Here is a 24,346-nt window from a genome sequence, read left to right as displayed (position 1 = left end):
CTTCGATGACGATGTCCTGGACCGATCTGCCCTGCTACCTGAACGGCCACCTGGGCCGCCTCGGCGATGCCAAGGTGCCGGTGATGGATCGCGGCTTCCTGTTCGGCGACGGCGTGTACGAGGCCATTCCGGTCTACGGCCGCCGGCTGTTCCGCGTCGAGTCCCACCTGGACCGGCTCAGCCACGGCTTGAAGGCCTTGCGCATCGAGGATCCCTACGAGCGCGAGGCGTGGCTGGATCTGTTCCATAGCCTGGTGGCGCATCTGCCCGAGGTCGAGGACCAGACCATCTATCTGCAGGTCACGCGCGGCGTCGCCCCTCGCGAGCATGCGATGCCGCAGGACATCGAGCCGACGGTGCTCGCCTACACGCAGCCGCTGGTCGCGATCAGCGCGGAGCTGCGGCATCACGGCCTGTCCTGCGTGACCGCGCGCGACTTCCGCTGGCAGCGGGGCGACATCAAGAGCATCTCGCTGCTGGGCAATGTGCTGGCGCGGCAGATGTCGGTCGACCAGGGCGCCGACGAGACGCTGCTGATCCGCGACGGCTTCCTGACCGAGGGCTCGGCGAGCAATGTCTGGATCGTGCGCGACGGCGCGCTGCTGACGCCGCCGCCGGGCGAGCTGCTGCTGGAGGGCGTGCGCGTGGGTCTGCTGCGCGAGCTCTGCGAGGAGCTGGGCATCGCCTGCAACCTGCGTCCCATCGCGGAGACCGAGCTCACCACCGCCGACGAGATCCTGGTGACCTCGGCCAGCAAGGAGGTCGCCGCGGTGACCCGGCTGGACCGGGGGCCGGTCGGCCACGGCGCGCTGCGCGGCAAGCCCGGGCCGGTGTATTCGAAGCTGTACGAGGCCTATCAGCGGGCCAAGCTCTTGCAAGGCAGCTGAACGACCCTATTTGGATCTCCCATCATGACGACTTACAACAACGCGCCGATTCCGCCCGAGCAGTCCCTGATCGAATACCCCTCGCAGTTCCCCATCAAGGTGATGGGCGCGCATGTGGAGGGCTTCGTCGAAGCCATCGTGAGCGTGGCGCAGCAATTCGATCCGGCCTTCGATTCGGCCACCGTCGAGAGGCGCCCCAGCAAGGGCGGCAACTACCTGGGCGTGACCATCGTCGTCACCGCGACCAGCCGCGAGCAGCTCGATGAGCTGTATCGCACGCTGACCACCCATCCCATGGTCAAAGTCGTCCTGTAAACCCGGCGAGGCCTCGCTTCGGGCAGCCTGCGTCGTTGCGGATCCTCGCCATAGCGCTGCTATGGCTCCGGTCCACGCCTAGCAGGCCCTCCCGAATCGAAGCCTCGCCGGGCTTACAGGCTCAGCGAAGTTTTCACACCGAGCCGGCCGCGGCGGCGATCGCGTCGTCGACGGCCTTGAGCTTGTAGGGGGCGGCCTCGTCCCCGTTGCGCGCCGCGATGTCGTACCAGTAGCGCGCCAACCGCAGGTCGCGCTCGACGCCCCATCCCGTCTCGTACATCGACGCAATCAGGTATTGCGCGCCGACGTCGCCGCTCTTGGCCGCCTCGCGATACCAGGTCGCGGCTTGCGCGGGATCCTTGGGCGCGCCTCTGCCCAGATAGAAGGCGGTCGCCACGGCGACCTGCCCGTCGACGCTGCCATGCTCGGCCGCCTTCAGGTACCAGGCCTGGGCCTGGACCAGATCGGGCTTCCCGTCCTCGCCCTGCTCGTGATACGAGCCCAACGCCAGCTCCGCGCGCACCAGCCCTTTTCCCGCCGCCCGCACCAGCAGCTGACGCGCGAGCTTGGTGTCCGGCCGGGCGACCTCGCCGCGCAGATGCATCATGGCCAGGTTGTAGTCGCCCAAGGGCAGACCCCGCTGCGAGAGCTCGCGGAACTGGCGTTCGGCCCGCCGCAGGTCGCCGCGCTCGTAGCTGTCCAAGGCCTGCTCCAAGGTGAGGCCGGAAGCGGTCTCGGAGGCCGTCGCCTTCGGCGAGGCGGTCGCGGCCGAAGGGGGCTGGCTGGCGGCGAAGCTCGCGCCGCTCCATGCGAGACCGAGGGCGAGCATCGACGGGGCGAAGGCGAGTGCAAAGGCGGTGACGCGGCGCGGCATGGCGAGACTCCTGACCTGAACGGACTGATCGAACTGATCGGCCGGAATGACCGGATGCGGGCGATGCTAGGCCCATCGCGGCTAGCATGCCGGGATGCTGATCAAGACCCTGGGCCGCGTCGACTACGCGGCCACGCTGGAGGCGATGCGCGCCTTCACCGATGCCCGCGGCCCCGACACCCCCGATGAACTCTGGCTCTGCGAGTTCGACCCCGTCTACACGCAGGGGCTGGCGGGGCACGCCGATCACGTGCTGGACGCGCAGGGGATTCCCGTCGTGCAGACCAACCGCGGCGGGCAGGTCACGTATCACGGGCCCGGCCAGGTGGTGGCCTATCCGCTGATCGACCTCAAACGGCTGGGCATCTTCGTCAAGGAGTACGTCTTCCGCCTCGAAACCGCCGTCATCCAGACGCTGGAGAGCTTTGGCGTCACGGGGCATCGCGTGGCCGGCGCGCCGGGCATCTACGTGCGGCGGGACGATCCCGGGGCGCATGCCGCCCTGACGGGGCCGGCCGATCCGGCGGACCCGTTCCGGGGGCTGGGCAAGGTGGCGGCGCTGGGCATCAAGATCAGCCGGCACTGCACGTATCACGGCGTGGCGCTGAATGTCGCGATGGACCTGAAGCCCTACCTGGGGATCAATCCGTGCGGCTACGCAGGGCTGCAAACGGTGGACCTCGGTACACTCGGGGTTTTCACGGACTGGGCCACGGTGGCCCGGCGGTTCGGGGAGCGCCTGGCGGCGCAGCTCGAGCCCTGAGGCCCGAACGAGGCAACCGAGAGAACGCCTGATGGCAACCGAAAACGTCACCCACGAAGCCAAGAGCGCGTCCGACTACGACGCGACCGCCAAGCAGAAGGCCCAGGCCAAGACGGCGCGGATCCCGATCAAGATCGTGCCCGCCGAGCAGCTGAAGAAGCCGGACTGGATCCGCGTGAAGGCGGGATCGCCCAGCACGCGCTTCTACGAGATCAAGCAGATCCTGCGCGAGCACAAGCTGCACACGGTCTGCGAGGAAGCCTCCTGCCCCAACATCGGCGAGTGCTTCGGCAAGGGCACGGCCACCTTCATGATCATGGGCGACAAGTGCACCCGTCGCTGCCCGTTCTGCGACGTCGGCCACGGCCGGCCGGATCCGCTGGACGTGGACGAGCCGATGAATCTGGCCAAGACCATCGCCGCGCTGAAGCTGAACTACGTCGTGATCACCAGCGTGGACCGCGACGATCTGCGCGACGGCGGCGCCGGCCACTTCGCCGAGTGCATCCGCAAGGTGCGCGAGCTGAGCCCGCTGACGCAGATCGAAGTGCTGGTGCCCGACTTCCGCGGCCGCATGGACCGCGCGCTGGACATCCTGAAGGCCGCTCCCCCCGACGTGATGAACCACAACCTGGAGACCGCGCCGCGTCTGTACAAGGAAGCGCGCCCGGGCTCGGACTACCAGTTCAGCCTGAACCTGCTCAAGCGTTTCAAGGAAGCGGTGCCGGGCGTGCCGACCAAGAGCGGCATCATGGTCGGCCTGGGCGAGACCGACGAGGAGATCCTCCAGGTCATGCGCGACATGCGCGAGCACAACATCGACATGCTGACGGTCGGCCAGTACCTGGCGCCCTCGGGCCACCACCTGCCGGTGCGTCGTTACGTGCACCCGGACACCTTCAAGATGTTCGAGGAAGAGGCCTACAAGATGGGCTTCACCCACGCGGCCGTCGGCGCGATGGTGCGCTCCAGCTACCACGCGGACCAGCAGGCCCACGCCGCGCTGGAGAAGGCGGAAGCGGAGAGGGCCTCGGCTTGAGCGTTCTCCCCGCGCCATGAACGACGGCTCCCTCGGGAGCCGTCGTCGTTTCTGCGTTCCGGGATCAGCGCTTGGGGCTCAAGCCGCCGTCCACCGTCCCGCGATGTTCTTCAGCAGCAGGTTGATCGCCGCCAGCTGCCGGTTGCGCAGCGACAGCAGCGACGCCTCCGCATTGAACGCGCTGTTCTGCGCGGTCGTGACCTCCAGGAAGGACACCGTGCCCGCGCGGTACTGGTCCGTCACGAGCTCCAGGTTCCGCTGCGCCGATTCCACCGCGTCCTGCTGCAGTTTCGCTTCCTCGCGCAGGTGCTCGGCCAGGATCAGGTTGTCCTCGACCTCTTGCAGCGCCGTGAGCACCGTCTGCCGGTAGGTCGAGGTCGCGACCTCGGCGCTGGTGCGCGCCTGCGCGCTCGCCAGCTTGCGCTGGCCGCCGTCGAAGATGGACTGCGCCAGCGCCGGGCCCAGCGACCAGAACAGATTCGGCGCCGAGAGCAGATTCGACAGCGTGCTGTTGCGATAGCCGCCGCTCGCCGACAAGGTCAGCGACGGGAAGTAGGCTGCGTCCGCCACGCCGATCTGCGCATAGGCCGTCGCCACGCGGCGCTGCGCCGCCGCGATGTCCGGACGTCGCTCCAGCAGCTGCGAGGGCAGCAGCGTCGGCACCGACGGCGGCTGCGGCAAGTTCGCGCTCTTGCTCACTTCCAGCGCCGACGGCGGCAGACCGAGCAGCACCGCGATCGCGTGCTCCAGCTGCGCGCGCGTGGTCCGCGTTTCAAGCAACTGCGCTTGCGCCGTGCGCAGCTGCGTCTGCGCCTGCAGCACGTCGCTGCGCGCCGCCACGCCGCTTTGATAGCGCGCCTGCGTCATGTCGAGGAAGCGTTCATACGACTTCACGCTGCGCTCGTAGAGCGCCTCCTGCGCCTCGGCCGTGCGCAGCGAGAAGTAGCTCTGCGCCAGCGTCGCCTGCGCGCTCAGCCGCGCGGCGGCCAGATCGTCGGCCGTCGCCTGCAGCGTGGACGTCGCGCCCTCGCTGGCCAGGCGCAGCTTGCCCCACAGGTCCGCCTCCCAGCTCGCGTTCAGCGAGGCCTGCACGCTGTTGGTCGGGCCGCGATTGATGGAGCCGTTGGTGACGTTGCCGTCCGGGCTCGCGCTGCGCGTGCCGGAGAAGCCCGCCGACAGCGTCGGGAACAGCGCCGAGCGGCTGGCCTCCAGCGCTGCGCGCGCGCCGGCCACCTGGGCGACCGCGGCCTTCAGGTTCTCGTTGCCGATCACCAGCTTGTGCTGGAGATCGTTCAGCACCGGATCGTCGAAGAGCGTCCACCACTGCTCGGGCACGACCTCGGCGGTGCCGGGCTGCGCCTTCTTCCAGAGCGCGTCTTCCTTGAACTGCGCCGGGGCGGCCACGGGCGCCGGCGGATCGACGCGCGTCACCGCGCAGCCGCTCATCAGCGCGATCAGCACCGCGGCCACGGCGATGCGGGTCAGGTGGGCCGGGCCGGACGCTCGGGACGCGCGGCGGGAGAAGGTCGAAGTCATCGGGATCGGCATCGAATTCAGCATCGAGGTCGGCATCTTTCAGCCTTGCAGAGTCGGAGCCGCGGGCGGCTCGGGATTCATCGGCGAGGGCGGCGTGCCGCCGGCGGCCTTGCGGGCCTGCTTGGCGGCGCGGCGGCGCATCACGCGCTGACGCAGCCGCTCCATCATCACGAAGACCACCGGCGTGGTGTACAGCGTGAGCAGCTGGCTCAGGATCAGCCCGCCCACGATGGCGATGCCCAGCGGCTGGCGCAGCTCCGCGCCGTCACCGCTGCCGATCGCCAGCGGCACCGCGCCGAAGATCGCCGCGAAGGTCGTCATCAGGATGGGACGCAGCCGCAGCTTGGCCGCGCGGAAGATCGCCGCGCCCGCCGTCAGATGCGCCGTCGTGCGCTGGCGCGCGATCGCGAAGTCGATCATCATGATCGCGTTCTTCTTCACGATGCCGATCAGCAGGATCACGCCGATCAAGGCAATGATCGAGAACTCCGTGTTGAACATCATCAGCGCCAGCAGCGCGCCCACGCCCGCCGACGGCAGCGTCGACAGGATGGTCACCGGATGCACCAGGCTCTCGTAGAGCATGCCCAGCACCAAATAGATCGCCACGATCGCCGCCAGGATCAGCATGGGCTGCGACTTCAGCGAGTCCTGGAAGGCGTTGGCCGTGCCCGAGAACGTCCCGCGCATCGACACCGGCACGCCCAGCTCCGCCATCGCGTTGTTGATCGCGTCCGTGGCCTGCGACAGCGACACGCCCTCGGGCAGGTTGAAGCTGATGGTCGAGGCCGGCGTGCCGCTCTGGTGATTGACCGACAGCGGCGTGTTGGTCGTCTCGAAGCGGCTGAAGGCCGACAGCGGCACCTGCGCGCCCGAGCTGCTCAGCACGTAGAGCTTGCGCAGCGTCTCCGGTCCTTGCAGATACGGGGCCGCCAGCTCCATCACCACCCGGTACTGGTTCAGCGGGTTGTAGATCACGCCGACCTGGCGCTGGCCGAAGGCGTTGTTCAGCGTCGTGTCGATGGTGCTCACCGTCACGCCCAACCGCGCCGCGGCCTCGCGGTCGATCACCAGCGAGGTCTGCACGCCCTTGTCCTGCTGGTCCGTGTTGACGTCGGTCAGCTCGTTCAGGTTGGAGAAGGCGTTGCGCACGCGCGGCTCCCATTCGCGCAGCACGTTGAGGTCGTCGGCCTGCAGCGTGTACTGGTACTGCGCGTTGGCCTGCCGCCCGCCGATGCGGATGTCCTGCACCGGCACCATGAACAGGTTGGCGCCGGGCTCGTGCGACATCTTGTCCCGCAGCCGCGCCACCACCTGATCCGCCGAGACCTTGCGCTCCTTCAGCGGCTTGAGCGTGATGTAGAAGTTGGCGCCATTGCGCTGGCCGCCGCCGGTGTTGCCGTTGACGTTCTCCACCGCCGGGTCCGACAGGATGATCTCCATGAAGCGGTCCACCCGCTTGCGCATCATCTCGAAGGAGCTGCCTTGGTCGGCCTGCACGCCGCCGATCAGCACGCCGGTGTCCTGCTGCGGGAAGAAGGTCTTGGGAATGATCCCGTACAGATGCACGTTCAGCGCGATCACCGCCACCAGCGACAGCAGCGCCACCGGCTGATGCCGCAACGTCCACATGAGCGAGCGCCGATAGCCGCGCGCCAATCCGCGATTGAAGCGGCCCGCGGCGCGCGCGAACCAGCCCTTGCGCCCGTCCTCGCCGGGCACCGGCTCCTTGCGCGCCTTGAGCACCCGGGAGGCCATCATCGGCGTCGTCGTCAGCGACACGATCATGGACACCAGGATGGCGGAGGACAGCACGACCGCGAACTCGCGGAACAGCCGGCCCACCACGCCGCCCATCAGCAGGATGGGGATGAACACCGCGATCAGCGACAGGCTGATCGAGATCACCGTGAAGCCGATCTCGCGCGCGCCGCGCAGCGCGGCCTCGACCGGCTTGAGGCCTTGCTCGATGTAGCGGGTGATGTTCTCCAGCACCACGATCGCGTCGTCGACGACGAAACCGGTGGCCACCGTCAGCGCCATTGCCGACAGGTTGTCCAGGCTGTAGCCGCACAGGTACATCACGCCGAAGGTGCCGGCCAGCGACACCGGCACCGCCACCGCCGGCAGCAGCGTCGCGCGCCAGCTGCGCAGGAACAGCAGCACGACCAGGATCACCAGCCCCACCGCGATCGCCATCGCCCGCTGCACCTCTTCCAGCGAGGCGCGGATCGTGGGCGTGCGGTCGCTGATGACCTTGAGCTCGATGGCCGGCGGGATCGAGGCCTGCAGACGCGGCAGCAGCTCGCGCACGCGGGCCACCGTCTCGATGATGTTGGCGCCGGGCTCCTTCTGGATGAACAGCAGGATCGCCGGCTGGCCGTTGGACGCGCCGTAGTTGCGCACGTCCTGCACCGAGTCCACGACATCGGCCACGTCGCGCAGCCGCAGCGCCGCGCCGTCGCGATAGGACAGCACCACCGGCGCGTACTCGGCCGCGGTGCGGGCCTGGTCGTTGGCGCCGATCTGCCAGTAGCGGCCGGAGGCCTCGACCGAGCCCTTGGGCCGATTCGCATTGGTGTTGGTGATGGCCTGCCGGACCTGGTCCAGCGAGATGCCGTTGGCCGCCAGCTTGTCCGGATTGAGCTCCACCCGCACCGCCGGCAGCGCGCCGCCGCCGACGTTGACCTGACCCACGCCGCTGACCTGCGCCAGACGCTGCGCCAGCACCGTCGACGCGGTGTCGTACATCTGGCCGCGCGTCAGCGTCTGCGACGTCAGTGCCAGGATCATGATCGGCGCGTCGGACGGGTTGACCTTGCGGTAGGTCGGATTGCTGGGCAGGCCGGAGGGCAGCAGCGTGCGCGCGGCGTTGATCGCCGCCTGCACGTCGCGCGCCGCGCCGTCGATGTCGCGGCTCAGGTCGAACTGCAGCGTCACGTTGCTCGAGCCCAGCGAGGAGCGCGAGGTGATCTCGGTCACGCCGGCGATGCTGCCCAGCGCGCGTTCCAGCGGCGTGGCCACGGTCGCGGCCATGGTGTCGGGACTGGCGCCCGGCAGCGAGGCGGACACCGAGATGGTCGGGAAGTCCACCTGCGGCAGCGGCGCGATGGGCAGGAAGTGATAGCCCAGCAAGCCGGCCAGGGCGACGCCGATCGTGATCAGCGTCGTCGCCACGGGTCTGGCGATGAACGGCGCCGAAATGTTCATGACGACTCCCCGGGCGTGGCGCCCGACGGATCGGCGATCTGCGGCGCATCGGGGCTGCGGTGTTCATGCGCCTGACGCTCGGTCTGCTTGCGGGCGCGATGCGCCTTCCAGCGCAGCGACAGGCGCGCGAAGCCCAGATAAATCACCGGCGTGGTGAACAGCGTCAGCAGCTGGCTCACGATCAGGCCGCCGACCATCGTCACGCCCAGCGGATGGCGCAGCTCATGGCCGACGCCGGTGCCCAGCATCAGCGGCAGGGCGCCCAGCAGCGCGGCCATGGTCGTCATCAGGATCGGGCGGAAGCGCAGCAGCGAGGCCTGATGGATCGCGGCGCGCGGCTCCAGTCCCTGCTCGCGTTCGGCCTCGAGCGCGAAGTCGATCATCATGATCGCGTTCTTCTTGACGATGCCGATCAGCAGCACGATGCCGATGATCGCGATGATCCCCAGGTCCAGCCCGCCCAGCAGCAGCGCCAGCAGCGCGCCCACGCCCGCCGACGGCAGCGTGGACAGGATGGTCACAGGATGGATGTAGCTCTCGTAGAGCACGCCCAGCACGATGTACATCGTGACCACCGCCGCCAGGATCAGGAAGAGCGTGCTCGACAGCGAGTTGCTGAAGGCCTCCGCCGCGCCCTGGAAGCTGGTCTCGACGCTGATGGGCAGATCGAGATTGGCCTGCTCCGTCTTGATCGCCTTGACCGCGTCGCCCAGCGCCACGCCGGGCGGCAGGTTGAAGGAGATGGTCGCGGAGGGGAACTGCGCCACGTGGTTGATCGCCAGCGCGGTCGGGCGCTCGACGATGCGCGCGACCGAGCTCAGCGGCACCTGCACCGTCGTGTTCACCGTGTTGCCGGCGGCGTTGGTCGTCGCCGTGCTGCCGGGCACGTACAGGCCGTCCAGCGCGCGCGGCCCGTTGCGGAATTCGGGCGCCGCCTCCAGCACCACGCGGTACTGGCTGGACTGGGTGTAGATGGTCGAGATCAGGCGCTGGCCGAAGGCGTTGTACAGCGCGGTGTCGATGGCCGCGACGGTCACGCCCAGCCGGCCGGCCGCCTCGCGGTCGATCTGCACCCAGGCCTGCAGGCCCTGGTTCTGCAGATCGCTGGCGACGTCGGCCAGCTGCGGCAGCTGCTTGAGCCGCTCCAGCAGCGCGTCGTTGGCCTTCTGCAGATCGCCGGAATCGGGTGAGCTCAGCAGGAACTGGTACTGCGTCTTGGAGACCCGGTCCTCGATGGTCAGGTCCTGCACCGGCTGCATGTAGGCGGTGATGCCGGCGACCTTGCGGTTGGCTTCGTTCAGGCGGGCGATGATCTCGGTCGCCGATGCGTGCCGCTGCGCGAAGGGCTTGAGCGTGATCTGCATGCGCCCGGTGTTGAGCGAGGCGTTCGCCCCGTCCACGCCGATGAAGGACGCGATGTGGTCCACGTCCGGATCTTCCAGGAAGACCGCGGCCAGCTTCTGCTGGCGCTCGCTCATGGCGTCGAAGGAGGTGCTCTGCGTGGCCTCGGTGATGACCTGCAGCAAGCCCGTGTCCTGCACCGGGAAGAAGCCCTTGGGCACGATCACGTACAGCAGCGCTGTCAGCGCCAGCGTCGCGGCGAAGCCCAGCAGCGTCAGCACCGGGCGGTCCAGCACCCAATCCAGGCCGCGGCCGTAGGCCTGGATCATGGCCTCGAACTTCTCGCCGAACCAGTTGCCCAGCTTGGAGTGCTTCTGCTCGGATTCGGGCTTGAGCAGACGGGCGCTCATCATCGGCGTCAGCGTCAGCGAGACGAAGGCCGAGATCAGGATGGACACCGCCAGCGTGATCGCGAATTCATGGAAGAGCCGGCCCACGACGTCGCCCATGAACAGCAGCGGGATCAGCACCGCGATCAGCGAGACCGTCAGCGAGATGATGGTGAAGCCGATCTGCTTGGAGCCCTTGAACGCGGCCTCCATCGGCGAATCGCCTTCCTCGACGTAGCGGGCGATGTTCTCGATCATCACGATCGCGTCGTCGACGACGAAGCCGGTCGAGATGGTCAGCGCCATCAGCGTCAGGTTGTTGATCGAGAACCCGGCCATGTACATCACGCCGAAGGTGCCCACCAGCGACAGCGGCACGGCGACGCTGGGAATCAGCGTGGCGCTGCCCGAGCGCAGGAACAGGAAGATCACCGCGACCACCAGCACGATGGCCAGCAGCAGCTCGATCTCGGTGTCGTCGACCGAGGCGCGGATGGTGGTGGTGCGGTCGGCCAGCACCTGCACGTCGACCGAGGCCGGCAGCGTCCCTTGCAGCTTGGGCAGCAAGGCCTTCACCCGGTCCACCGTCTGGATCACGTTGGCGCCGGGCTGGCGCTGCACGTTCAGGATCACGCCGGGCGTGGTGTCGGCCCAGGCCGCGAGCCGCAGGTTCTCGGCGTCGTCGACGATCTCGGCGACGTCGCTCAGACGCAGCGGGTTGCCGTTCTTCCAGGCAATGATCAGGTTCTGGTACTCGGCGGCGGAGCGCAGCTGGTCGTTGGCGTCGATGGTGGACGCGCGCTGCGAGCCATCGAAGCTGCCCTTGGCCTGATTCACGTTGGCCGCGGCGATGGCGCTGCGCACGTCGTCCAGCGACAGGCCCAGCGCCGCCAGCGCGCGCGGATTCGCCTGGATGCGCACGGCGGGCCTGCGGCCCCCGGCGATGCTCACCAGACCGACCCCGTCGACCTGCGACAGCTTGGGCGCGAGGCGGTTCTCGACCAGGTCATGGACCTTGATCACCGGCAGCGAGGGCGAGGTCACCGCGATGGTCAGCACCGGCGCGTCGGCCGGGTTGACCTTGCTGTAGACCGGCGGCATGGGCAGGTCGCTGGGCAGCAGGTTGCTGCCGGCGTTGATGGCCGCCTGGACTTCCTGCTCGGCCACGTCCAGCGACAGGCCCAGCGAGAAGCGCAGCGTGATCACCGAGGCCCCGCCGGAGCTCGACGAGGTCATCTGGCCCAGGCCCGGCATCTGGCCGAACTGGCGCTCCAGCGGCGCGGTGACGGTGGTGGAGATCACATCGGGGCTCGCGCCCGGATACAGCGTGGTCACCTGGATGGTCGGGTAGTCGACCTCGGGCAGTGCCGACAGCGGCAGCAGCCGGTAAGCGAGCAGGCCGGCCAGCAGGATGGCCAGCATCAGCAGCGAGGTCGCGACCGGCCGCTCGATGAAGGGACGTGAGGGATTCATGGAAGGGACCCGCTCGGACGATCAGTTGCCGCCGCCCGAGGCGGCCTGGCGCTTGGCGCGCTCGGCGCGGCGTTCGGCGATCCAGGCCTCGCGCTCGGCGGGGCTCATCTTCATGACCCTCTCCTGCACGTCCGGCGGCAGACGGTCCAGCCAGGCCGGACGCTCGCCGCCCGATTGCAGCGCGTCGTTGCGCGCGGCCGCGGTGGGCGCGCGCTCGGCGGCGTCGCCCGGATTGCCGGGGTCGCCGGTCTTTCCGCCGCGGCCCTGGCCGCCCGGGGCCGAAGCGCCCGAGGCGGCACGGCCCGCGCCCCAGGCACCGCCGCCGCCGGGCGCGCTCGCGCCGCGACCGCGACGCGGCGCCGCGTTGGCGCCGGCGCGCTGCTTGGGATCGTTGGCGATCACCTCGACCTTGGCGCCCTCGCGCAGGCGGTCGACGCCGTCGATGACGACGCGTTCGCCCGGTTCGATCTTGCCGTCCACCGCCATCCAGTCGCCGTCGACCGCGCCGGTCTGCACGACGCGCGTGTTGACGCTGTTGTCGGCGTTGACGACGTAGACGTAGAAGCCCTGCGAGCCGCGCAGCACCGCCGCGGCCGGCACGGCCAGGCGGTTCTGCTCGGTGGTGAGCTGCAGCTTCACGCTGACCGATTGGTTGGGATAGAGCGCGTCATCCTGGTTGGGGAACAGCGCCTTGAGCTTGATGGTGTCGGTCGCCAAGTCGATGGCGTTGTCGGCGGTGGCCAGCTTGCCGGTGGCCAGACGGGTCTTGCCGTCGCGGCTCCAGGCCTCGACGACCATGGAGGTCGGGCCCTTCAGGCCGGCGGTGATTTGAGGAAGCAGCGCGGACGGGACCGCGAAGGTCAGCGCGATCGGGCGGGTCTGGGTGATGCTGACGATGCCGTTGGTGTCGCCGGTCTGCACGACGTTGCCGATGTCCGCCTGCTTCAGGCCGACGCGGCCCGAGATCGGCGCGAGCACCTTGGTGTAGGTCACTTGCAGCCGGGCGCTGTCGACGCTGGCCTGGTCGGCCTTGACCGTGCCCTCGAGCTGACGCACCGTGGCTTGCTGCGTGTCGACCTGCTGGCGCGCGATCGCGTCCTTGGCGAGCAGGTCCTTGTAGCGGTTCAGGTCGATGCGGGCGTTGTCCAGCGTGGCCTTGTCGCGGGCGAGCTGGCCTTCGGCCTGACCCAGCGTGGCCAGGAAGGCGCGCGGGTCGATCTGAGCCAGGGGCTGGCCGACCTTGACCTGCTGGCCTTCGGTGAAGTGGATTTGCTGCAGCACGCCGCTGACCTGCGCGCGCACGACCGCGGTGTTGGAGGCGGTGATGGTGCCGATCGCCGAGGCCGTGTGGCGGATGTCCTGCAGCCGCGCCGGCAGCACCGAGACCGGCTGCACGCGATTGGCCGCGAAGCGGCCGCCGCCGGGGCCGCGTCCGCCCGCGCCGCCGGGACCGGCTTGTCCGCCGGGGCCGCTGGCCGCGCGCGCGGGACCGCCAGCGGCGCCGGCATCGGCGCGTCCCTTGAACCACCACCAGCCGCCGGCCGCCACGGCCAGCACGACGACCGCCAAGATCCAGGGCGTGGCGCGACCGTGCTGTCGATTCGAGCCTGTCTGTCGTCGCGAGCGCGCTCCGGTGGACATGCGGGACGCGGCAGCGGCGCCGGACACCGGCGGACGGGGCAGGATCTTGTTCGTGTTCATTCGGACTGGCGATGAAGTCCCGGACGGGACCGGGTCGGACGCCGCGAAGACACCGCCGCCCGAGGGGCCGGGCGATGCGATCGCGAGTGCGGAATCGAGGACTGCGCGGTACTGCTCGGCAGACGTGGCCACCGGCTCGCCGCGTCACCGTCAGGGCGCGCGTCGGCTGGGCATGTCGACACCGTAGTATCCGGCGACAGCAGGGTGGTGTCGGCGGCGAAAAGAATCGCAAAGCGGGGGGAGTAACCCCAGGATCGGCGCCGCGCGGCCATGAAAAATGCCGCTCGTGAGCGGCATCGTGCGAGGGGCGGAATCGGCCGGGTGCCGGAAGTCAGCTCTCCGCGAGCAGCTTCTCGATGGTGCCGTGCAGGGCGGCGAAATCGGGCTCGCCGACGAAGCGCTTGACGATCTCGCCGCGCTTGTTGATCAGGAACGTGGTCGGGGTCAGCTGGACCTTGCCGAAGCGCTGTGCCATCTCGCCGGTGCTGTCCATCGCGACGCCGAAGGGCAGGCCGCGGGTCTGCGCATAGTTGGCGACGTAGGCCGGCGGGTCGTAGCTCATCGCGATGGCCAGGGTGTCGAAGCCCTTGTCCTTGTACTTGTTGTACGTGGCGATGACCTGCGGCATTTCCTTGACGCAGGTGGTGCAGGAGGTCGCCCAGAAGTTGACCAGCATGACCTTCCCGGTCCACGCCTGCGCGGAGCTGGTCTTGGTGCCATCCAGCAGCACGTAATCGATGCGGGGCGCGGCCTCGGGCTTGAGGCCTTGATAGGCGAGGCCGGCGCCCGCACCGATGGCGGCGACCAGCAGGAGGAGGGCGGACCAGCGAGGCAGCTTCATGGCGCCGGAGTGTAGTCCCGCGTCGAAAGCCCTGTCATCGCGGGGATCAAGGCCGGCTCACAGCGCCTTGGACAGCTCGAACAGCAGCACCGAGGGCAGGGCGTCGGGCAGGTTCTGGCGGGAGATGCGCGCCATCTTGTCCGGCGTCGCGGTGGAGAGCTGGGTCTGCTGCTCGCCCTCGCGCACCTCGATGAAGCTGAAGCTGGGCACCTCGGCGGTGATGTCGGCGTACAGGCGCTCGAACGAGGCGTCGCGCAGCGATTGCTCGAAGGCGATGCCGTGGGGCAGGCCCTCTTCGCAGAACTGCAGGGCCTCGTCCATGGAGGCCACGGCGTCGATGATCAGGCCCATGTGGCGCACGGCGCCCTGGATCTCCTGGCGGATCTCGCGGCGCGGCGACACGATCAGCAGATGGCAGCCCGCCAGCGGCTTGGAGTTGTGCGAGGGCAGCGGGTCTTCGAGCTCGGGCCGGTCGGGGCGGGGTTGCGGCTGGGGCGCGGCTTGCAGGCCGGGCTCGTCGCCGACGGTGTTGGCGAATTCCAGCGTCAGCATGGTGATGCCGGCCTCGTCCTCGCGCAGCGGCAGCACGCCCATGGTGAGGGCGGTCTGCTCGATCAGGCGCCAGGTCAGGGAGTTCAGCGCCTCGGGCGCCTCGGCGATCGCGGTGGCCGGGGCGGTGCCCAGGTCCAGCGAGCGGTGGGCGAAGCGGCACATCAGGCGCGCCTTGGCAGGCCACGGGGTCAGGTCCAGGCGCATCTCCAGCGAGGAATGCGTATTGGCCAGCGCCCAGTCCATCACCGCGTTCAGCAGCGAGAACAGCAGCGAGGCGTCGGTCATGATCTCGATCGGCTGCAGCAGCTGACGGATCTGGATGCCGCGGGCCTGGGTCTCGCGGCTGCGCTGGGTCAGGACCCCGCGCAGCACCTGCGTCAGGTGGACGCGCTCGCGGGACAGGCGCAGCCGGCCGGAGGCCAGGCGGGACAGCTGCTGGCTGACCATGCCGGCCTCGCGGGCCTGGGCGACGGCGTCGCGCAGGGAGCGCAGGCCTTGGCGGTCGATCTGACCGGTGCTCATGAGCTGGTTCACCCGCTCCAGCGCAGCGCTCAGCGGCCCGGCGATTTCTGCGCCGAGCTGCTGGACGATGTCGCCCCATTGCGAATCGCTGGGACGCTGCGCCATGTCGTTGGCGGCCAGGGCGGCGGCCGACTGGGAAGGCGGGGTGGACATGCTCTCTCGTCGTTTTTGTAGGCCCTCGGCGGATTGCCCGGGGCAAGGAACGCCATGGTTCCAAGCTGTAACAAGCCGGGCCATCCCGTGACTCGGGGGCGAGGCGCCACTCGTCTGAATGCCGTGAAATGGCTCACGGATAGGGGAGGGGGCGGGGCGAGGATCGGACGCTGTTGATTCCCTCGCCCGCTTCACCGAGAGGGCACGAATGTCTCCCTCGCCCGCTTGCGGGAGAGGGCAGGGGAGAGGGTCTTCGGGCTCAGCCGCCCCCACGCTCCCGCTCCGCCAACATCAACAACCTCTCCGTCAACGCCTCCGGCGCCGACACCATCACCTGATGCCCGGTCGGAATCTCAAACAGCTCCCACCCCGGCTGACTGCGAGCCCTTTCCCTCGCCGCCGCGATCGTCAGCAACGCGGGCCGATTGCAGTCGATGAAGGTCCTCGCCCGCCCCAACCACGCTTGCTTGTCAAAGCTCAGCGGACTGTCATACACCCCGCCCGGCTGCGGCCGTTGGCATCTCATCATCCAATCGAAGTCCGCCGGTTTGAGCCCCATCCCTTGCGGCTCCGTCACCGGCAGATGCCCGAACTCCGCGATCAACGCCCGCCGCTGCGCCTGCGTCTCAGGCGTATGCCTGCTGGACCACGACTCCCCCGGCTCCGGCACCACCGCATCGAGATACACCAGCCTGGCGATCCGATCCGGCATCTGATCCGCGACCCCGGTGATCACCATGCCGCTGTAGCTATGCCCGACCAGCAGCACCTCGCTGAGTTCCTCGCACTCGATGACCGCCTTCACATCGTCGATATGCGTCTGAAGCCGGATCCCCTCATGCGGTTGATGGGCCCGCTCCCCCACGCCGCTGAGCGTGACCGGAAACACCCGATGCCCTGCCGCCCGCAGCGGCCCCAGCACGCGTTTCCACGCCCAGGCCCCGAGCCAAGCCCCATGGACCAGCACGATGGCGACGCCGGTGTCGTCCTTGCCGCTGCCGTAGCTGCCGTCGTTCCTCGCGTCGTTGCGCCCGGAACCGTCCTGTCCCTTGCTCATGCGATGACTCCTTCCCTGCGCCATGCGGCGATCGCATCGGGGCCATGGCCGAGCTCGCCCAGCACTTCATCGGTGTGCTGCCCCAGCATCGGCGGGGGCAATCGGTAGGCCACCGGCGTGCCGGACAGCTTGATCGGGCTGGCCACCACCCGCAGCGAATCGCTCAGCGGATGGGCCATCGGGACCACCATCCCGCGCTCCCGCACCTGCGGATCGGCGAAGACCTCGCCCAGGTCGTTGATCGCGCCGCCCGGGACCTTGGACGCCTCCATCGCGGCCAGCCAATGCTGGCGCGGCCGCGCCGCGATCCGCTCGGCCAGCAGCGGGACCAGTTCCTCCCGATGCCGCACCCGCTGCGCATTGGTCGCGTAGCGCGGATCGCGCGGGAGCTCGGGCAGGCCCAGGATCTCGCAGAATTTGATGAACTGGCCGTCGTTGCCGACCGCCACGATCAGGTGGCCGTCGCTGGCCTGGAAGACCTGGTACGGGACGATGTTCTGATGCGCGTTGCCCATGCGGCGCGGCGCCACGCCAGTCGTCAGGTAGTTGGACCCCAGGTTGGCCAGCATCGCCACCTGCGTGTCCAGCAGTGCCATGTCCACGACCTGCCCTTCGCCGGTCGCGTCGCGGTGACGCAGCGCGGCCAGGATGGCGACCGTCGCATACATGCCGGTGAACAGGTCCGCCACCGCCACGCCCACCTTCTGCGGCCCGCCGCCGGGCAGGGCGTCGCGCTCGCCGGTGACGCTCATCAGGCCGCCCAGGCCCTGGACCGCGTAGTCGTAGCCCGCGCGGTCGCGATAGGGGCCGGTCTGGCCGAAGCCGGTCACCGAGCAGAACACCAGCCGCGGATTCAACGCCCGCAGCGATTCCGCATCCAGTCCATAGCGCGTCAGGTCGCCGACCTTGTAGTTCTCCACCAGCACGTCGGCTCGCAGCGCCAGCTCGCGGATCAAGGCCTGACCCTGCGGGCTGGCGATGTCCACCGCAATGGAGCGCTTGTTGCGATTGGCGCCCAGGTAATAGGCCGCCTCGGCCGTGTCATGGCCCTCGCGGTCCTTCAGATAGGGAGGGCCCCAGCCGCGGGTGTCGTCGCCCCCGGGATGGCCGGCGGCCGGCGGGCGCTCGACCTTGATGACGTCCGCGCCGAGATCGGCCAGCGTCTGCGTGCACCAGGGACCGGCCAGCACGCGCGAGAGATCCAGCACGCGCACGCCCTGCAGGGCCATGGCGGAGGGGCGGGAGGGGTTCGCTTCGCTCATCGGGGCATTGTGGTGCAAGCCTCCCGGCGACGTCCCCGGGCTTGTGCGGGCCGCCGCCCATAATCGCCCGATGCGCCCCGCGACCTTGATCCCCCTCATCCCGCCGATCGCCGCGATCACGGCGATCGCCGTCCTCGCCCTGGCCGCCTGCACCCCGGCGCTGAACTGGCGCAAGGTGCAGCCCGAGGGCGCCCAGCTCTCGCTGATGTTCCCCTGCAAGCCCGAGCGCGAGGAGCGCGCCCAGCCCGGCCCGACCGGCGCGCCGGTGACGCTGCGCACGCTGAGCTGCAAGGCGCAGGGCGGCCAGTACTCGCTGACCTGGACCGACTTGGGCGACGCGGCCGCGACCTCGGTCGCGATGCGCCGCATGCACGAGGGCCTGGCGCGGCAACTGGCGCCGGGCGCGTCCGCGCCGTTGGGCGTGCGGGGCATCGCCGTCGATCCGCAGGCCTTTCAGCAGGTCTTCCAGAACCGCGGCGGCCAGCCCGCGCAGCAGGTGCGGCAGGCGGTGTTCTCCCGCGACGGGCGGCTGTATCAGCTGCTGATGCAGAGCGAGCGCGCCGACCCGGCGGCCTGGGACGTGTTCGTCGGCTCGGTCGAGCTGCCGGCCTGAACGGCGGCGCCGGACTGTCCTCCCCGCGATCACGGGTTTGTGCGAGCGCCGCCCCCGCTCTGCTGCGGCGCACGATAATGCGACCCATGTCCGGCTTGCTGTTGATCGCTCACGCACCGCTGGCCACCGCGCTCAAGCAGGTGGCCGAGCACACCTTCCCGCATTGCTCGCTTCAGCTGAGCGTGCTGGACGTGACGCCGGACATGAATGCCGACGACGTCGAATCGGCCGCCCGCGCGCTGATCGTCGCCTCGGCCCATACGCAGACGCTGGTGCTGACCGACGTCTACGGCGCCACACCGACCAATGCCGCGCTGCGCCTGCAGAGCGAGCAGGTGCGGGTGGTGACCGGCGTCAACGTGCCCATGCTGTGGCGCTCGCTCTGCTATGCGGGCGAGGGCTTGGACGCGCTGGCCCAGCGCGCCACCCAAGGCGGCGCCCAGGGCATCCTCTGCGACCAACCCGCTTGCGCGCCGCCGCCCGCGTCCTGCGCGTCCACCGTGAAAGCGGTGGCGCCGGGCGCGTCGGCGTCGTCTCCTCTGACCAACCCCCCACTGCCCTGATACGCCGCTCATGATCAAGTCGACGCTCACCATCAGCAACAAGCTGGGCCTGCATGCCCGTGCATCGGCCAAGCTGACCAAACTGGCGGGGAGCTACAAGTCGGAGGTCTTCATGAGCCGCAACGGCCGCCGCGTGAACGCCAAGAGCATCATGGGCGTCATGATGCTGGCGGCCGGCCTGGGCTCGGACGTGGAGCTGGAAGTCGCCGGCGAGGACGAACAGACCGCCCACGACGCGATCACCGCGCTGGTCAACGACAAGTTCGGCGAAGGCCAGTAAGGCTGACCGCTCGCGCCGCACGCGCGGGTTGACCAAGTCTCCAAGCGGAACGGGCGCCTTCTCAGGCGCCCGTTCCGCTTTGGGGAGAGCCGATGGGGGCTCGCCGATTACGGCTTCACCGGCGCGCCTTGCGCGTCACGGATCTCCACCGGCTTGCGGCCCAGGGCCTCGAGCTGCGGCAGCACCTTGGCCTTGTCGCCCACGGCTACCACGATCAACGAGGCCGGATCGACGTAGGTGCGCGTGGCCTTGTAGGCGCTCGCGGCCGTCACCGCGCCGTACTTGCGCGGCAGCGAGGTGATGCTGTCGGCCGGCTGGCCCAGCGCCCATTCGCTGGCGTAGGTCGAGGCGACGACACGATTCGTGTCGAACAGCCCCGGCAGCGCCAGCAGCTGCGCGTTGCGGACGCGGTTCAGCTCGGCCGCGCCCATGGGCTTGGCGCGCATGCCGTCGACCTCCTTGAACAGGTCGACCAGGGCCGCGCCGGTCACGTCGGTGCGCACGCTGCCGCGGATGCCGAACATGCCGCTGTCGCGGTTCATCGTGTAGACCGAGTAGATGCCGTAGGTGTAGCCCTTGACCTCGCGCAGCTGCGTGTTGATGCGCGACGTGAACAGGCCGCCCAGCGCCGCGTTCTGCACCTTGATGTCGGAGGCGTCCGCGGTGCCGGCCTTCGGTCCGGTCGAGACCACGGCCAGCGCGGTCTGCGGCGCGCCCGGCTTGTCGACCAGGACGACGCGGGCCGCGGCTGGCGACGGACCGGCGGTGTTCAGCGCGGGAGCGGCCGTGCCCGGACGCTGCCAGCCGCCGAAGAGCTGCTCGGCCAGCGCCTTGACCTCGGATTCGGAGATGTCGCCCGCCACGACCAGCGCGGCCTGGTCGGGCCGGTAGTAGGTCGACCAGAACTGGCGCAGCGCGCCGGCGTCGGTGGCCTTGATCGAGGCCTCGTCGCCCAGGCCGGCCTGCGCCAGCGGATGGCCTTCGCCATAGATCACGCGGTTGGCGACGACCGAGGCCACGGCCGGTGCCTGATCGCGCTGCTGCGCCAGGGCCGCCAGGCGCTGGTTCTGCTGACGCGCGATCTCGCCCTCGGAGAAGGCCGGATGCAGGGCCACGTCGGCCAGCAGCGCCAGCGACTGCGCGAAGTTGCGCTTCAGGCTGCCGACCTCGATGCGTGCCTCGTCGCGCGCGGCGCCGGTGGTCAGCGAGGCGCCCAGCGCCGCCGCTTCATCGGCGATCTGCTGCGCGGTCCGCGTCTGCGTGCCTTGCTGCAGCATGCCGGCGGTGAAGCTGGACAGGCCGGGGCGATCGCTCGCATTGGCGGTCTGGCCGGCCCGCACCACCAGGCTGGCGCTGACCAGCGGCAGGCCCGGGTTGGCCACGTGGATCACCGTCAGGCCGTTGGCCAGCGTCAGGCGCTTGCCATCGGGCAGCGACAGCGGCTTGGCCTTGCCGGCCTTGGGCTGCGTCTTGCGCCAGGCGACGTCGGCGTTCAGCGATTCGCGCTCGTTCTTCGCCGCCTTGGCCGGGATCGGCGGCGTCGCGACTTCGGGCGCGAGCTGCTTCTCGCCCGGCGTCGTCAGCACGACCACGCGCGCGTTCTTCTTCAGCTGCGCGGCGACCGCGTCGCGGATGCCCGCGGCGGTGACGGCCTGGTAGCGGGCCAGGTCCTTGCCGATGAAGTTGGGATCGCCGGCCTGCTGGTTGTAGTAGTTGATCTGGTCGGCCAGGCCTTGCACCTTCTCCAGGTGGGACAGCGTGGCGGTCTCGATGGAGGCGCGGGCGCGCGCCAGCTCATCGGGCGAGGGCGGGTTCTGCGAGAGCTCGGCCACCGCGTCGTCGACCAGCTTCTCGATGTCGGCCATGGACTTGCCGGGCCGAGCCGTGACCTCGATGCTGAACACCGAGCCCAGCGACAGCGAGTACTGCTGCACCTGCACCGACTGCGCCAGCTGCTTGTCGTAGACCAGGGTCTTGTAGAGCCGGCTGGACTTGCCGCCGCCCAGCACGTGGGCGGCGATGTCCAGTTCCGCGTCGCCGGGTTGGAACACCGCCGAGGTGTGCCAGGCGATGTCCAGACGCGGCAGCTCGATGCGGTCGGTCACCGTGACGCGCTTCTCTTCCGTGAGCTTGGGCTGCGCGACGTTGACCGGGGGCACGGCGTCGCCGGCCTTGAGCGTGCCGAAGTACTTCTCGACCAGCTGGCGTGCCTGCGCCGGATCGAAGTCGCCGGCCAGTACCAGGGTCGCGTTGTTGGGCCGGTAGTAGCTGCGGGCGAAGGCCTTCACGTCCTCCAGCTTGATGGACTGGATGTCCTCATGCGAGCCGATCACCGAGGCGCGATACGGATGGCCCGCCGGGTACAGGGCCTGGAACATCGCTTCCTCGGTCAGGCCGTAGGGGCGGTTCTCGACGGACTGGCGGCGCTCGTTGCGCACCACGTCCTGCTGGTTGGCCAGGGACACGGAATCGACCTCGTCGATCATGTAGCCCAGCATGTCCGACTTCAGCCACAGGCCCAGCTCAAGCTGATTCGAGGGCAGGGTGAAGAAGTAGTTGGTGCGGTCGAAATCGGTGGAGCCGTTGGAGTCGGTGCCCCCGGCGGCATCGATGATCTTGTCGGCCTGGCCGCGCGGGATGTGCCGGGTGCCGGCGAACATCAGATGCTCGAACAGATGGGCGAAGCCGGTCTGGCCCTTGGCCTCGTTGCGCGGGCCGGCGTGCACCCACATGTTGAAGGCGATCAGCGGCAGCCGATGGTCCTCCACCAGGATGAGTTCGAAGCCGTTGGCCAGCTTCACCTTCTCCAGCTTGACGCTGAGCGTGCCGCCGCTCGCGGTCACCGCGCTGACGCCGGCCGTGGTCGGGGCGGCGAGGGCGTCGGACATGACGCCCAGTCCGCCCAGGGCGGTCAGAACGGCGAGGGTGATGGCGGCCGGGGCCGCGGGCATGAATCGCATGGGGAGCAACTTCCCTGGAATGTTGGTGCCGGGCACGCTACCCAATCAGGCAGCGCCCCACAAGTGCTGAAGATCAGAGGGGCCGGACCATCAGCTGCTGGTGCAGCGGCTGGGGCTCGGCGCCCAGCGCGCGCAGCACCGCGCCGCCCAGGTCGTCGCGCTGCAGCTGGGGCACGCGCACGCGGCGGTCCCCGTAGACCGTGGCCAGCGCGCGCAGCAGCGCCTGCGCGTCGTCCTCGCGCGGCGCGATCAGGCTGTGCAGCATCACGGTCTCGTCGGGCAGGCTGAAAACAACTTGCGCGCGGGCGTCCCCGCCCACGCCTTCCTTGCCCAGCTGCCAGGCGCGGTAGTCCTGGCCATGGCGCACGGTCGTGGCGGTGACCTGCAGCGGCAGGTCGGGGATGCGGCGCTCGGCAGCGTCCAGCCAGGCCAGCGCGCGCGGCAGGTCCACCGCCTGCGGCGCCCAGGTCAGCGTGCCGGGAGGCGCTTCGCCGCGCGCGAGCAGGCCCGGCTGGGCCAGGTAGCCGAAGAGATCTTGCACAGGCTGGAAGCCGCGGCCCTCGTAGAGCTTGCGGGCGCGGTCGTTCTGGACGAAGACCTCGAGTTCCACCGCTTGCAGCCCGGCCGCCGCGGCGCGGGCGATCAGGTCGTCGAGCAGGGCCGGCGCCGCGCCCGATCCGCGCGCGGTGGGCGTGGCGCCCATGGTCGCGAGCCGCCAGCGTCCCAGCGCCGGACGCGGCGCGACGAAGGCGAAGGCCAGCGGCGTGCCGGAGGCGTCCAGCGCCACGCGCGAGCGCGGCAGATCCACGCCCTGCCGCGCGAGGAAGGGCGCCCACTCCTCGAGCGGGACCTGGAACGGACCGATCAGATAATCCGCGAAGGCGCGGCCGAAGGCGGCATGCAGCGCCTCGGGGGCGACCTCGTCGCCGCGCACGAGGGTGGCGGTCACCGGGGTGGCCGAGGGGGTGGGCGCATTCGTCGGATCGGTCATGGGCGTCTCCTCAATGGAACTTGTCGAGCCAGGCGGGCACCGCCAACCACAGCGGCGCGGTGAGGGCGAACAGCATCGTGGCCAGCACGATCGCGCCGGAGGCTTCGGCCTCCAGCGTGCGATAGCGCTGGGCGAACATCATCGCGTTGGAACCGGGCGGCAGCGCGGCCATCATCACGATCACCGCCAGCGGCATGCCCGACAGGCCGAAGCCCCAGTGGGCCACGACCAGCACCAGCGCCGGCAGCATCAGCAGCTTCAGGGCGATCAGGCCCGCCAGCGCCCGCCAGGCCCCCTTGGGCAGGCCATAGTAGGACAGTGACATCCCGATCAGCACCAGGCAGAGCGGAACGACGGCGCTGCCCAACATCTGAAGCGTTTCGTCGAGCACGGCTGGCAACTCCAGGCCAGTGAACTGCCAGGCGAAGCCACACAGCACCGGGAGCACCACCGGGTGAATGACGGTGTTGCGCATCGTGGTCAGCACGGTGCGGCCCAGGCTGGCACCGCTGTGGGTGGTGCGTGCCAGGTCCATCTCGACCAGCACGGTGGCCAGGCTCAGCAGCGTCAGGGCGTGCAGGCTGAGCACGGTGATGTGCACCGCCAGGCCGCTCTCGCCGAACACGCCGGCCACCAGCGGCACGCCGACCTGCAGCGTGTTGCCAAAGCTGGCGGTGATGCTGCGCACGGCGGGCGCGGCGGGGTTGTCCGGATGGCGGCGGCGTTCCCACAGGTAGACGGCCACCAGCATCAGCACCACCGGCACGAAGAAGGCCGCCACCGTCAGCCACGGCAGGGTGGCGAAGTCCACCCGCGCGGTGGTGCGGAACATCAGCGCCGGAACGAAGAGATAGAAGGCCAGGTTGGAGAGCACGCGCGCCGGGTCGTTCTCGCCGCCGGCCTTGCCTAGCCAGCGCATGTGCCCGACGAACCAGCCCATGGCGGCGGCGATGAAGATCGCCAGCAGCTTGTAGAACAGGACGGCTGTCATAAGCGGGGCAGTATGCCCCGGAGGTCCGCGCCA

At 69.6% G+C, this 24,346-nt stretch carries 19 protein-coding genes; 7 read left to right on the top strand and 12 right to left on the bottom strand.

What is annotated here, in order from left to right:
* Positions 1 to 5: 5 nt before the first annotated feature.
* A complete protein-coding gene (locus ABDW59_RS15405) occupies positions 6 to 887 on the top strand; it encodes a D-amino acid aminotransferase (RefSeq protein ID WP_343630722.1) in 882 nt (293 codons plus the stop codon).
* Positions 888 to 911: 24 nt separating this feature from the next.
* The gene (locus ABDW59_RS15400) at positions 912 to 1,202 is read left to right on the top strand and encodes a DUF493 family protein (RefSeq protein WP_343630721.1); all 291 of its coding nucleotides are present in this window, start codon (positions 912 to 914) and stop codon (positions 1,200 to 1,202) included.
* A gap of 133 nt (positions 1,203 to 1,335) precedes the next feature.
* Here ABDW59_RS15400 and ABDW59_RS15395 read toward each other — a convergent pair whose 3' ends face one another.
* Positions 1,336 to 2,076: a tetratricopeptide repeat protein gene (locus ABDW59_RS15395; protein WP_343630720.1), complete on the bottom strand. Its 741-nt coding sequence runs from the start codon at positions 2,074 to 2,076 to the stop codon at positions 1,336 to 1,338.
* 94 nt (positions 2,077 to 2,170) lie between these two features.
* On the opposite strand from ABDW59_RS15395, the gene lipB reads away from it, so the two are divergent.
* Positions 2,171 to 2,839: a lipoyl(octanoyl) transferase LipB gene (gene lipB, locus ABDW59_RS15390; protein WP_343630719.1), complete on the top strand. Its 669-nt coding sequence runs from the start codon at positions 2,171 to 2,173 to the stop codon at positions 2,837 to 2,839.
* A 31-nt stretch (positions 2,840 to 2,870) separates the two neighbouring features.
* On the top strand, positions 2,871 to 3,878 hold the full coding sequence (lipA, locus tag ABDW59_RS15385; RefSeq protein ID WP_343630718.1) for a lipoyl synthase: 1,008 nt from the start codon (positions 2,871 to 2,873) through the stop codon (positions 3,876 to 3,878).
* 78 nt (positions 3,879 to 3,956) lie between these two features.
* Here lipA and ABDW59_RS15380 read toward each other — a convergent pair whose 3' ends face one another.
* The 8 genes from ABDW59_RS15380 to ABDW59_RS15345 form a co-directional block, all read right to left on the bottom strand.
* Complete coding sequence (locus tag ABDW59_RS15380) at positions 3,957 to 5,414, bottom strand: efflux transporter outer membrane subunit (RefSeq protein ID WP_343630717.1); 1,458 nt, start codon at positions 5,412 to 5,414, stop codon at positions 3,957 to 3,959.
* 39 nt (positions 5,415 to 5,453) lie between these two features.
* A complete protein-coding gene (locus ABDW59_RS15375; RefSeq protein WP_343630716.1) occupies positions 5,454 to 8,624 on the bottom strand; it encodes a multidrug efflux RND transporter permease subunit in 3,171 nt (1,056 codons plus the stop codon).
* Positions 8,621 to 11,827: an MdtB/MuxB family multidrug efflux RND transporter permease subunit gene (locus ABDW59_RS15370; protein WP_343630715.1), complete on the bottom strand. Its 3,207-nt coding sequence runs from the start codon at positions 11,825 to 11,827 to the stop codon at positions 8,621 to 8,623. The genes ABDW59_RS15375 and ABDW59_RS15370 overlap by 4 nt, the downstream gene beginning before the upstream one ends.
* Before the next feature lie 21 nt (positions 11,828 to 11,848).
* Complete coding sequence (locus tag ABDW59_RS15365; protein WP_343630714.1) at positions 11,849 to 13,528, bottom strand: MdtA/MuxA family multidrug efflux RND transporter periplasmic adaptor subunit; 1,680 nt, start codon at positions 13,526 to 13,528, stop codon at positions 11,849 to 11,851.
* Positions 13,529 to 13,859: 331 nt separating this feature from the next.
* Positions 13,860 to 14,369: a TlpA disulfide reductase family protein gene (locus tag ABDW59_RS15360; RefSeq protein ID WP_343630713.1), complete on the bottom strand. Its 510-nt coding sequence runs from the start codon at positions 14,367 to 14,369 to the stop codon at positions 13,860 to 13,862.
* A 57-nt stretch (positions 14,370 to 14,426) separates the two neighbouring features.
* Positions 14,427 to 15,596 carry a hypothetical protein gene (locus ABDW59_RS15355; protein WP_343630712.1) on the bottom strand — a complete coding sequence of 390 codons (1,170 nt, stop codon included), beginning with the start codon at positions 15,594 to 15,596 and terminating at the stop codon, positions 14,427 to 14,429.
* A gap of 259 nt (positions 15,597 to 15,855) precedes the next feature.
* Complete coding sequence (locus ABDW59_RS15350) at positions 15,856 to 16,653, bottom strand: alpha/beta hydrolase (RefSeq protein WP_343630711.1); 798 nt, start codon at positions 16,651 to 16,653, stop codon at positions 15,856 to 15,858.
* A complete protein-coding gene (locus tag ABDW59_RS15345) occupies positions 16,650 to 17,915 on the bottom strand; it encodes a CaiB/BaiF CoA-transferase family protein (protein ID WP_343630710.1) in 1,266 nt (421 codons plus the stop codon). Before ABDW59_RS15345 ends, ABDW59_RS15350 begins: the two co-directional genes overlap by 4 nt.
* A 70-nt stretch (positions 17,916 to 17,985) precedes the next feature.
* On the opposite strand from ABDW59_RS15345, the gene ABDW59_RS15340 reads away from it, so the two are divergent.
* From ABDW59_RS15340 to ABDW59_RS15330, 3 genes are all read left to right on the top strand, one after another.
* Entirely contained in the window at positions 17,986 to 18,528 is a 543-nt protein-coding gene (locus tag ABDW59_RS15340) for a hypothetical protein (RefSeq protein WP_343630709.1), read from the top strand.
* A gap of 86 nt (positions 18,529 to 18,614) precedes the next feature.
* Positions 18,615 to 19,091, top strand: coding sequence for a PTS fructose transporter subunit IIA (locus ABDW59_RS15335; protein WP_343630708.1), 477 nt, complete (start codon positions 18,615 to 18,617; stop codon positions 19,089 to 19,091).
* 10 nt (positions 19,092 to 19,101) lie between these two features.
* On the top strand, positions 19,102 to 19,371 hold the full coding sequence (locus ABDW59_RS15330; protein WP_343630707.1) for an HPr family phosphocarrier protein: 270 nt from the start codon (positions 19,102 to 19,104) through the stop codon (positions 19,369 to 19,371).
* Between the two features lie 107 nt (positions 19,372 to 19,478).
* Here the strand turns inward: ABDW59_RS15330 and ABDW59_RS15325 are convergent, their stop codons facing one another.
* The 3 genes from ABDW59_RS15325 to ABDW59_RS15315 all read right to left on the bottom strand — a co-directional run bounded on the left by ABDW59_RS15325 (position 19,479) and on the right by ABDW59_RS15315 (position 24,313).
* Complete coding sequence (locus tag ABDW59_RS15325; RefSeq protein ID WP_343630706.1) at positions 19,479 to 22,331, bottom strand: pitrilysin family protein; 2,853 nt, start codon at positions 22,329 to 22,331, stop codon at positions 19,479 to 19,481.
* A gap of 73 nt (positions 22,332 to 22,404) precedes the next feature.
* Complete coding sequence (locus ABDW59_RS15320; protein ID WP_343630705.1) at positions 22,405 to 23,322, bottom strand: GNAT family N-acetyltransferase; 918 nt, start codon at positions 23,320 to 23,322, stop codon at positions 22,405 to 22,407.
* A gap of 10 nt (positions 23,323 to 23,332) precedes the next feature.
* Positions 23,333 to 24,313: an AEC family transporter gene (locus tag ABDW59_RS15315; protein ID WP_343630704.1), complete on the bottom strand. Its 981-nt coding sequence runs from the start codon at positions 24,311 to 24,313 to the stop codon at positions 23,333 to 23,335.
* Between the last annotated feature and the right edge of the window lie 33 nt (positions 24,314 to 24,346).

The sequence above is a fragment of the Roseateles sp. genome (genome assembly GCF_039595295.1).
Taxonomy (GTDB): domain Bacteria; phylum Pseudomonadota; class Gammaproteobacteria; order Burkholderiales; family Burkholderiaceae_C; genus Roseateles.
This window is presented reverse-complemented; position numbering and strand designations above follow the sequence as displayed.

Bases quoted from the DNA above. Each gene is read 5' to 3' on its own strand.
- ABDW59_RS15345 (WP_343630710.1), bottom strand. From the start codon at position 17,915: ATGAGCGAAGCGAACCCCTCCCGCCCCTCCGCCATGGCCCTGCAGGGC.
- ABDW59_RS15380 (WP_343630717.1), bottom strand. From the start codon at position 5,414: ATGACTTCGACCTTCTCCCGCCGCGCGTCCCGAGCGTCCGGCCCGGCC.
- ABDW59_RS15375 (WP_343630716.1), bottom strand. From the start codon at position 8,624: ATGAACATTTCGGCGCCGTTCATCGCCAGACCCGTGGCGACGACGCTG.
- ABDW59_RS15320 (WP_343630705.1), bottom strand. From the start codon at position 23,322: ATGACCGATCCGACGAATGCGCCCACCCCCTCGGCCACCCCGGTGACC.
- ABDW59_RS15340 (WP_343630709.1), top strand. From the start codon at position 17,986: ATGCGCCCCGCGACCTTGATCCCCCTCATCCCGCCGATCGCCGCGATC.
- ABDW59_RS15335 (WP_343630708.1), top strand. From the start codon at position 18,615: ATGTCCGGCTTGCTGTTGATCGCTCACGCACCGCTGGCCACCGCGCTC.
- ABDW59_RS15325 (WP_343630706.1), bottom strand. From the start codon at position 22,331: ATGCGATTCATGCCCGCGGCCCCGGCCGCCATCACCCTCGCCGTTCTG.
- ABDW59_RS15405 (WP_343630722.1), top strand. From the start codon at position 6: ATGACGATGTCCTGGACCGATCTGCCCTGCTACCTGAACGGCCACCTG.
- ABDW59_RS15370 (WP_343630715.1), bottom strand. From the start codon at position 11,827: ATGAATCCCTCACGTCCCTTCATCGAGCGGCCGGTCGCGACCTCGCTG.
- ABDW59_RS15395 (WP_343630720.1), bottom strand. From the start codon at position 2,076: ATGCCGCGCCGCGTCACCGCCTTTGCACTCGCCTTCGCCCCGTCGATG.
- ABDW59_RS15360 (WP_343630713.1), bottom strand. From the start codon at position 14,369: ATGAAGCTGCCTCGCTGGTCCGCCCTCCTCCTGCTGGTCGCCGCCATC.
- lipA (WP_343630718.1), top strand. From the start codon at position 2,871: ATGGCAACCGAAAACGTCACCCACGAAGCCAAGAGCGCGTCCGACTAC.
- ABDW59_RS15330 (WP_343630707.1), top strand. From the start codon at position 19,102: ATGATCAAGTCGACGCTCACCATCAGCAACAAGCTGGGCCTGCATGCC.
- ABDW59_RS15400 (WP_343630721.1), top strand. From the start codon at position 912: ATGACGACTTACAACAACGCGCCGATTCCGCCCGAGCAGTCCCTGATC.
- ABDW59_RS15355 (WP_343630712.1), bottom strand. From the start codon at position 15,596: ATGTCCACCCCGCCTTCCCAGTCGGCCGCCGCCCTGGCCGCCAACGAC.
- ABDW59_RS15350 (WP_343630711.1), bottom strand. From the start codon at position 16,653: ATGAGCAAGGGACAGGACGGTTCCGGGCGCAACGACGCGAGGAACGAC.
- lipB (WP_343630719.1), top strand. From the start codon at position 2,171: ATGCTGATCAAGACCCTGGGCCGCGTCGACTACGCGGCCACGCTGGAG.
- ABDW59_RS15365 (WP_343630714.1), bottom strand. From the start codon at position 13,528: ATGAACACGAACAAGATCCTGCCCCGTCCGCCGGTGTCCGGCGCCGCT.
- ABDW59_RS15315 (WP_343630704.1), bottom strand. From the start codon at position 24,313: ATGACAGCCGTCCTGTTCTACAAGCTGCTGGCGATCTTCATCGCCGCC.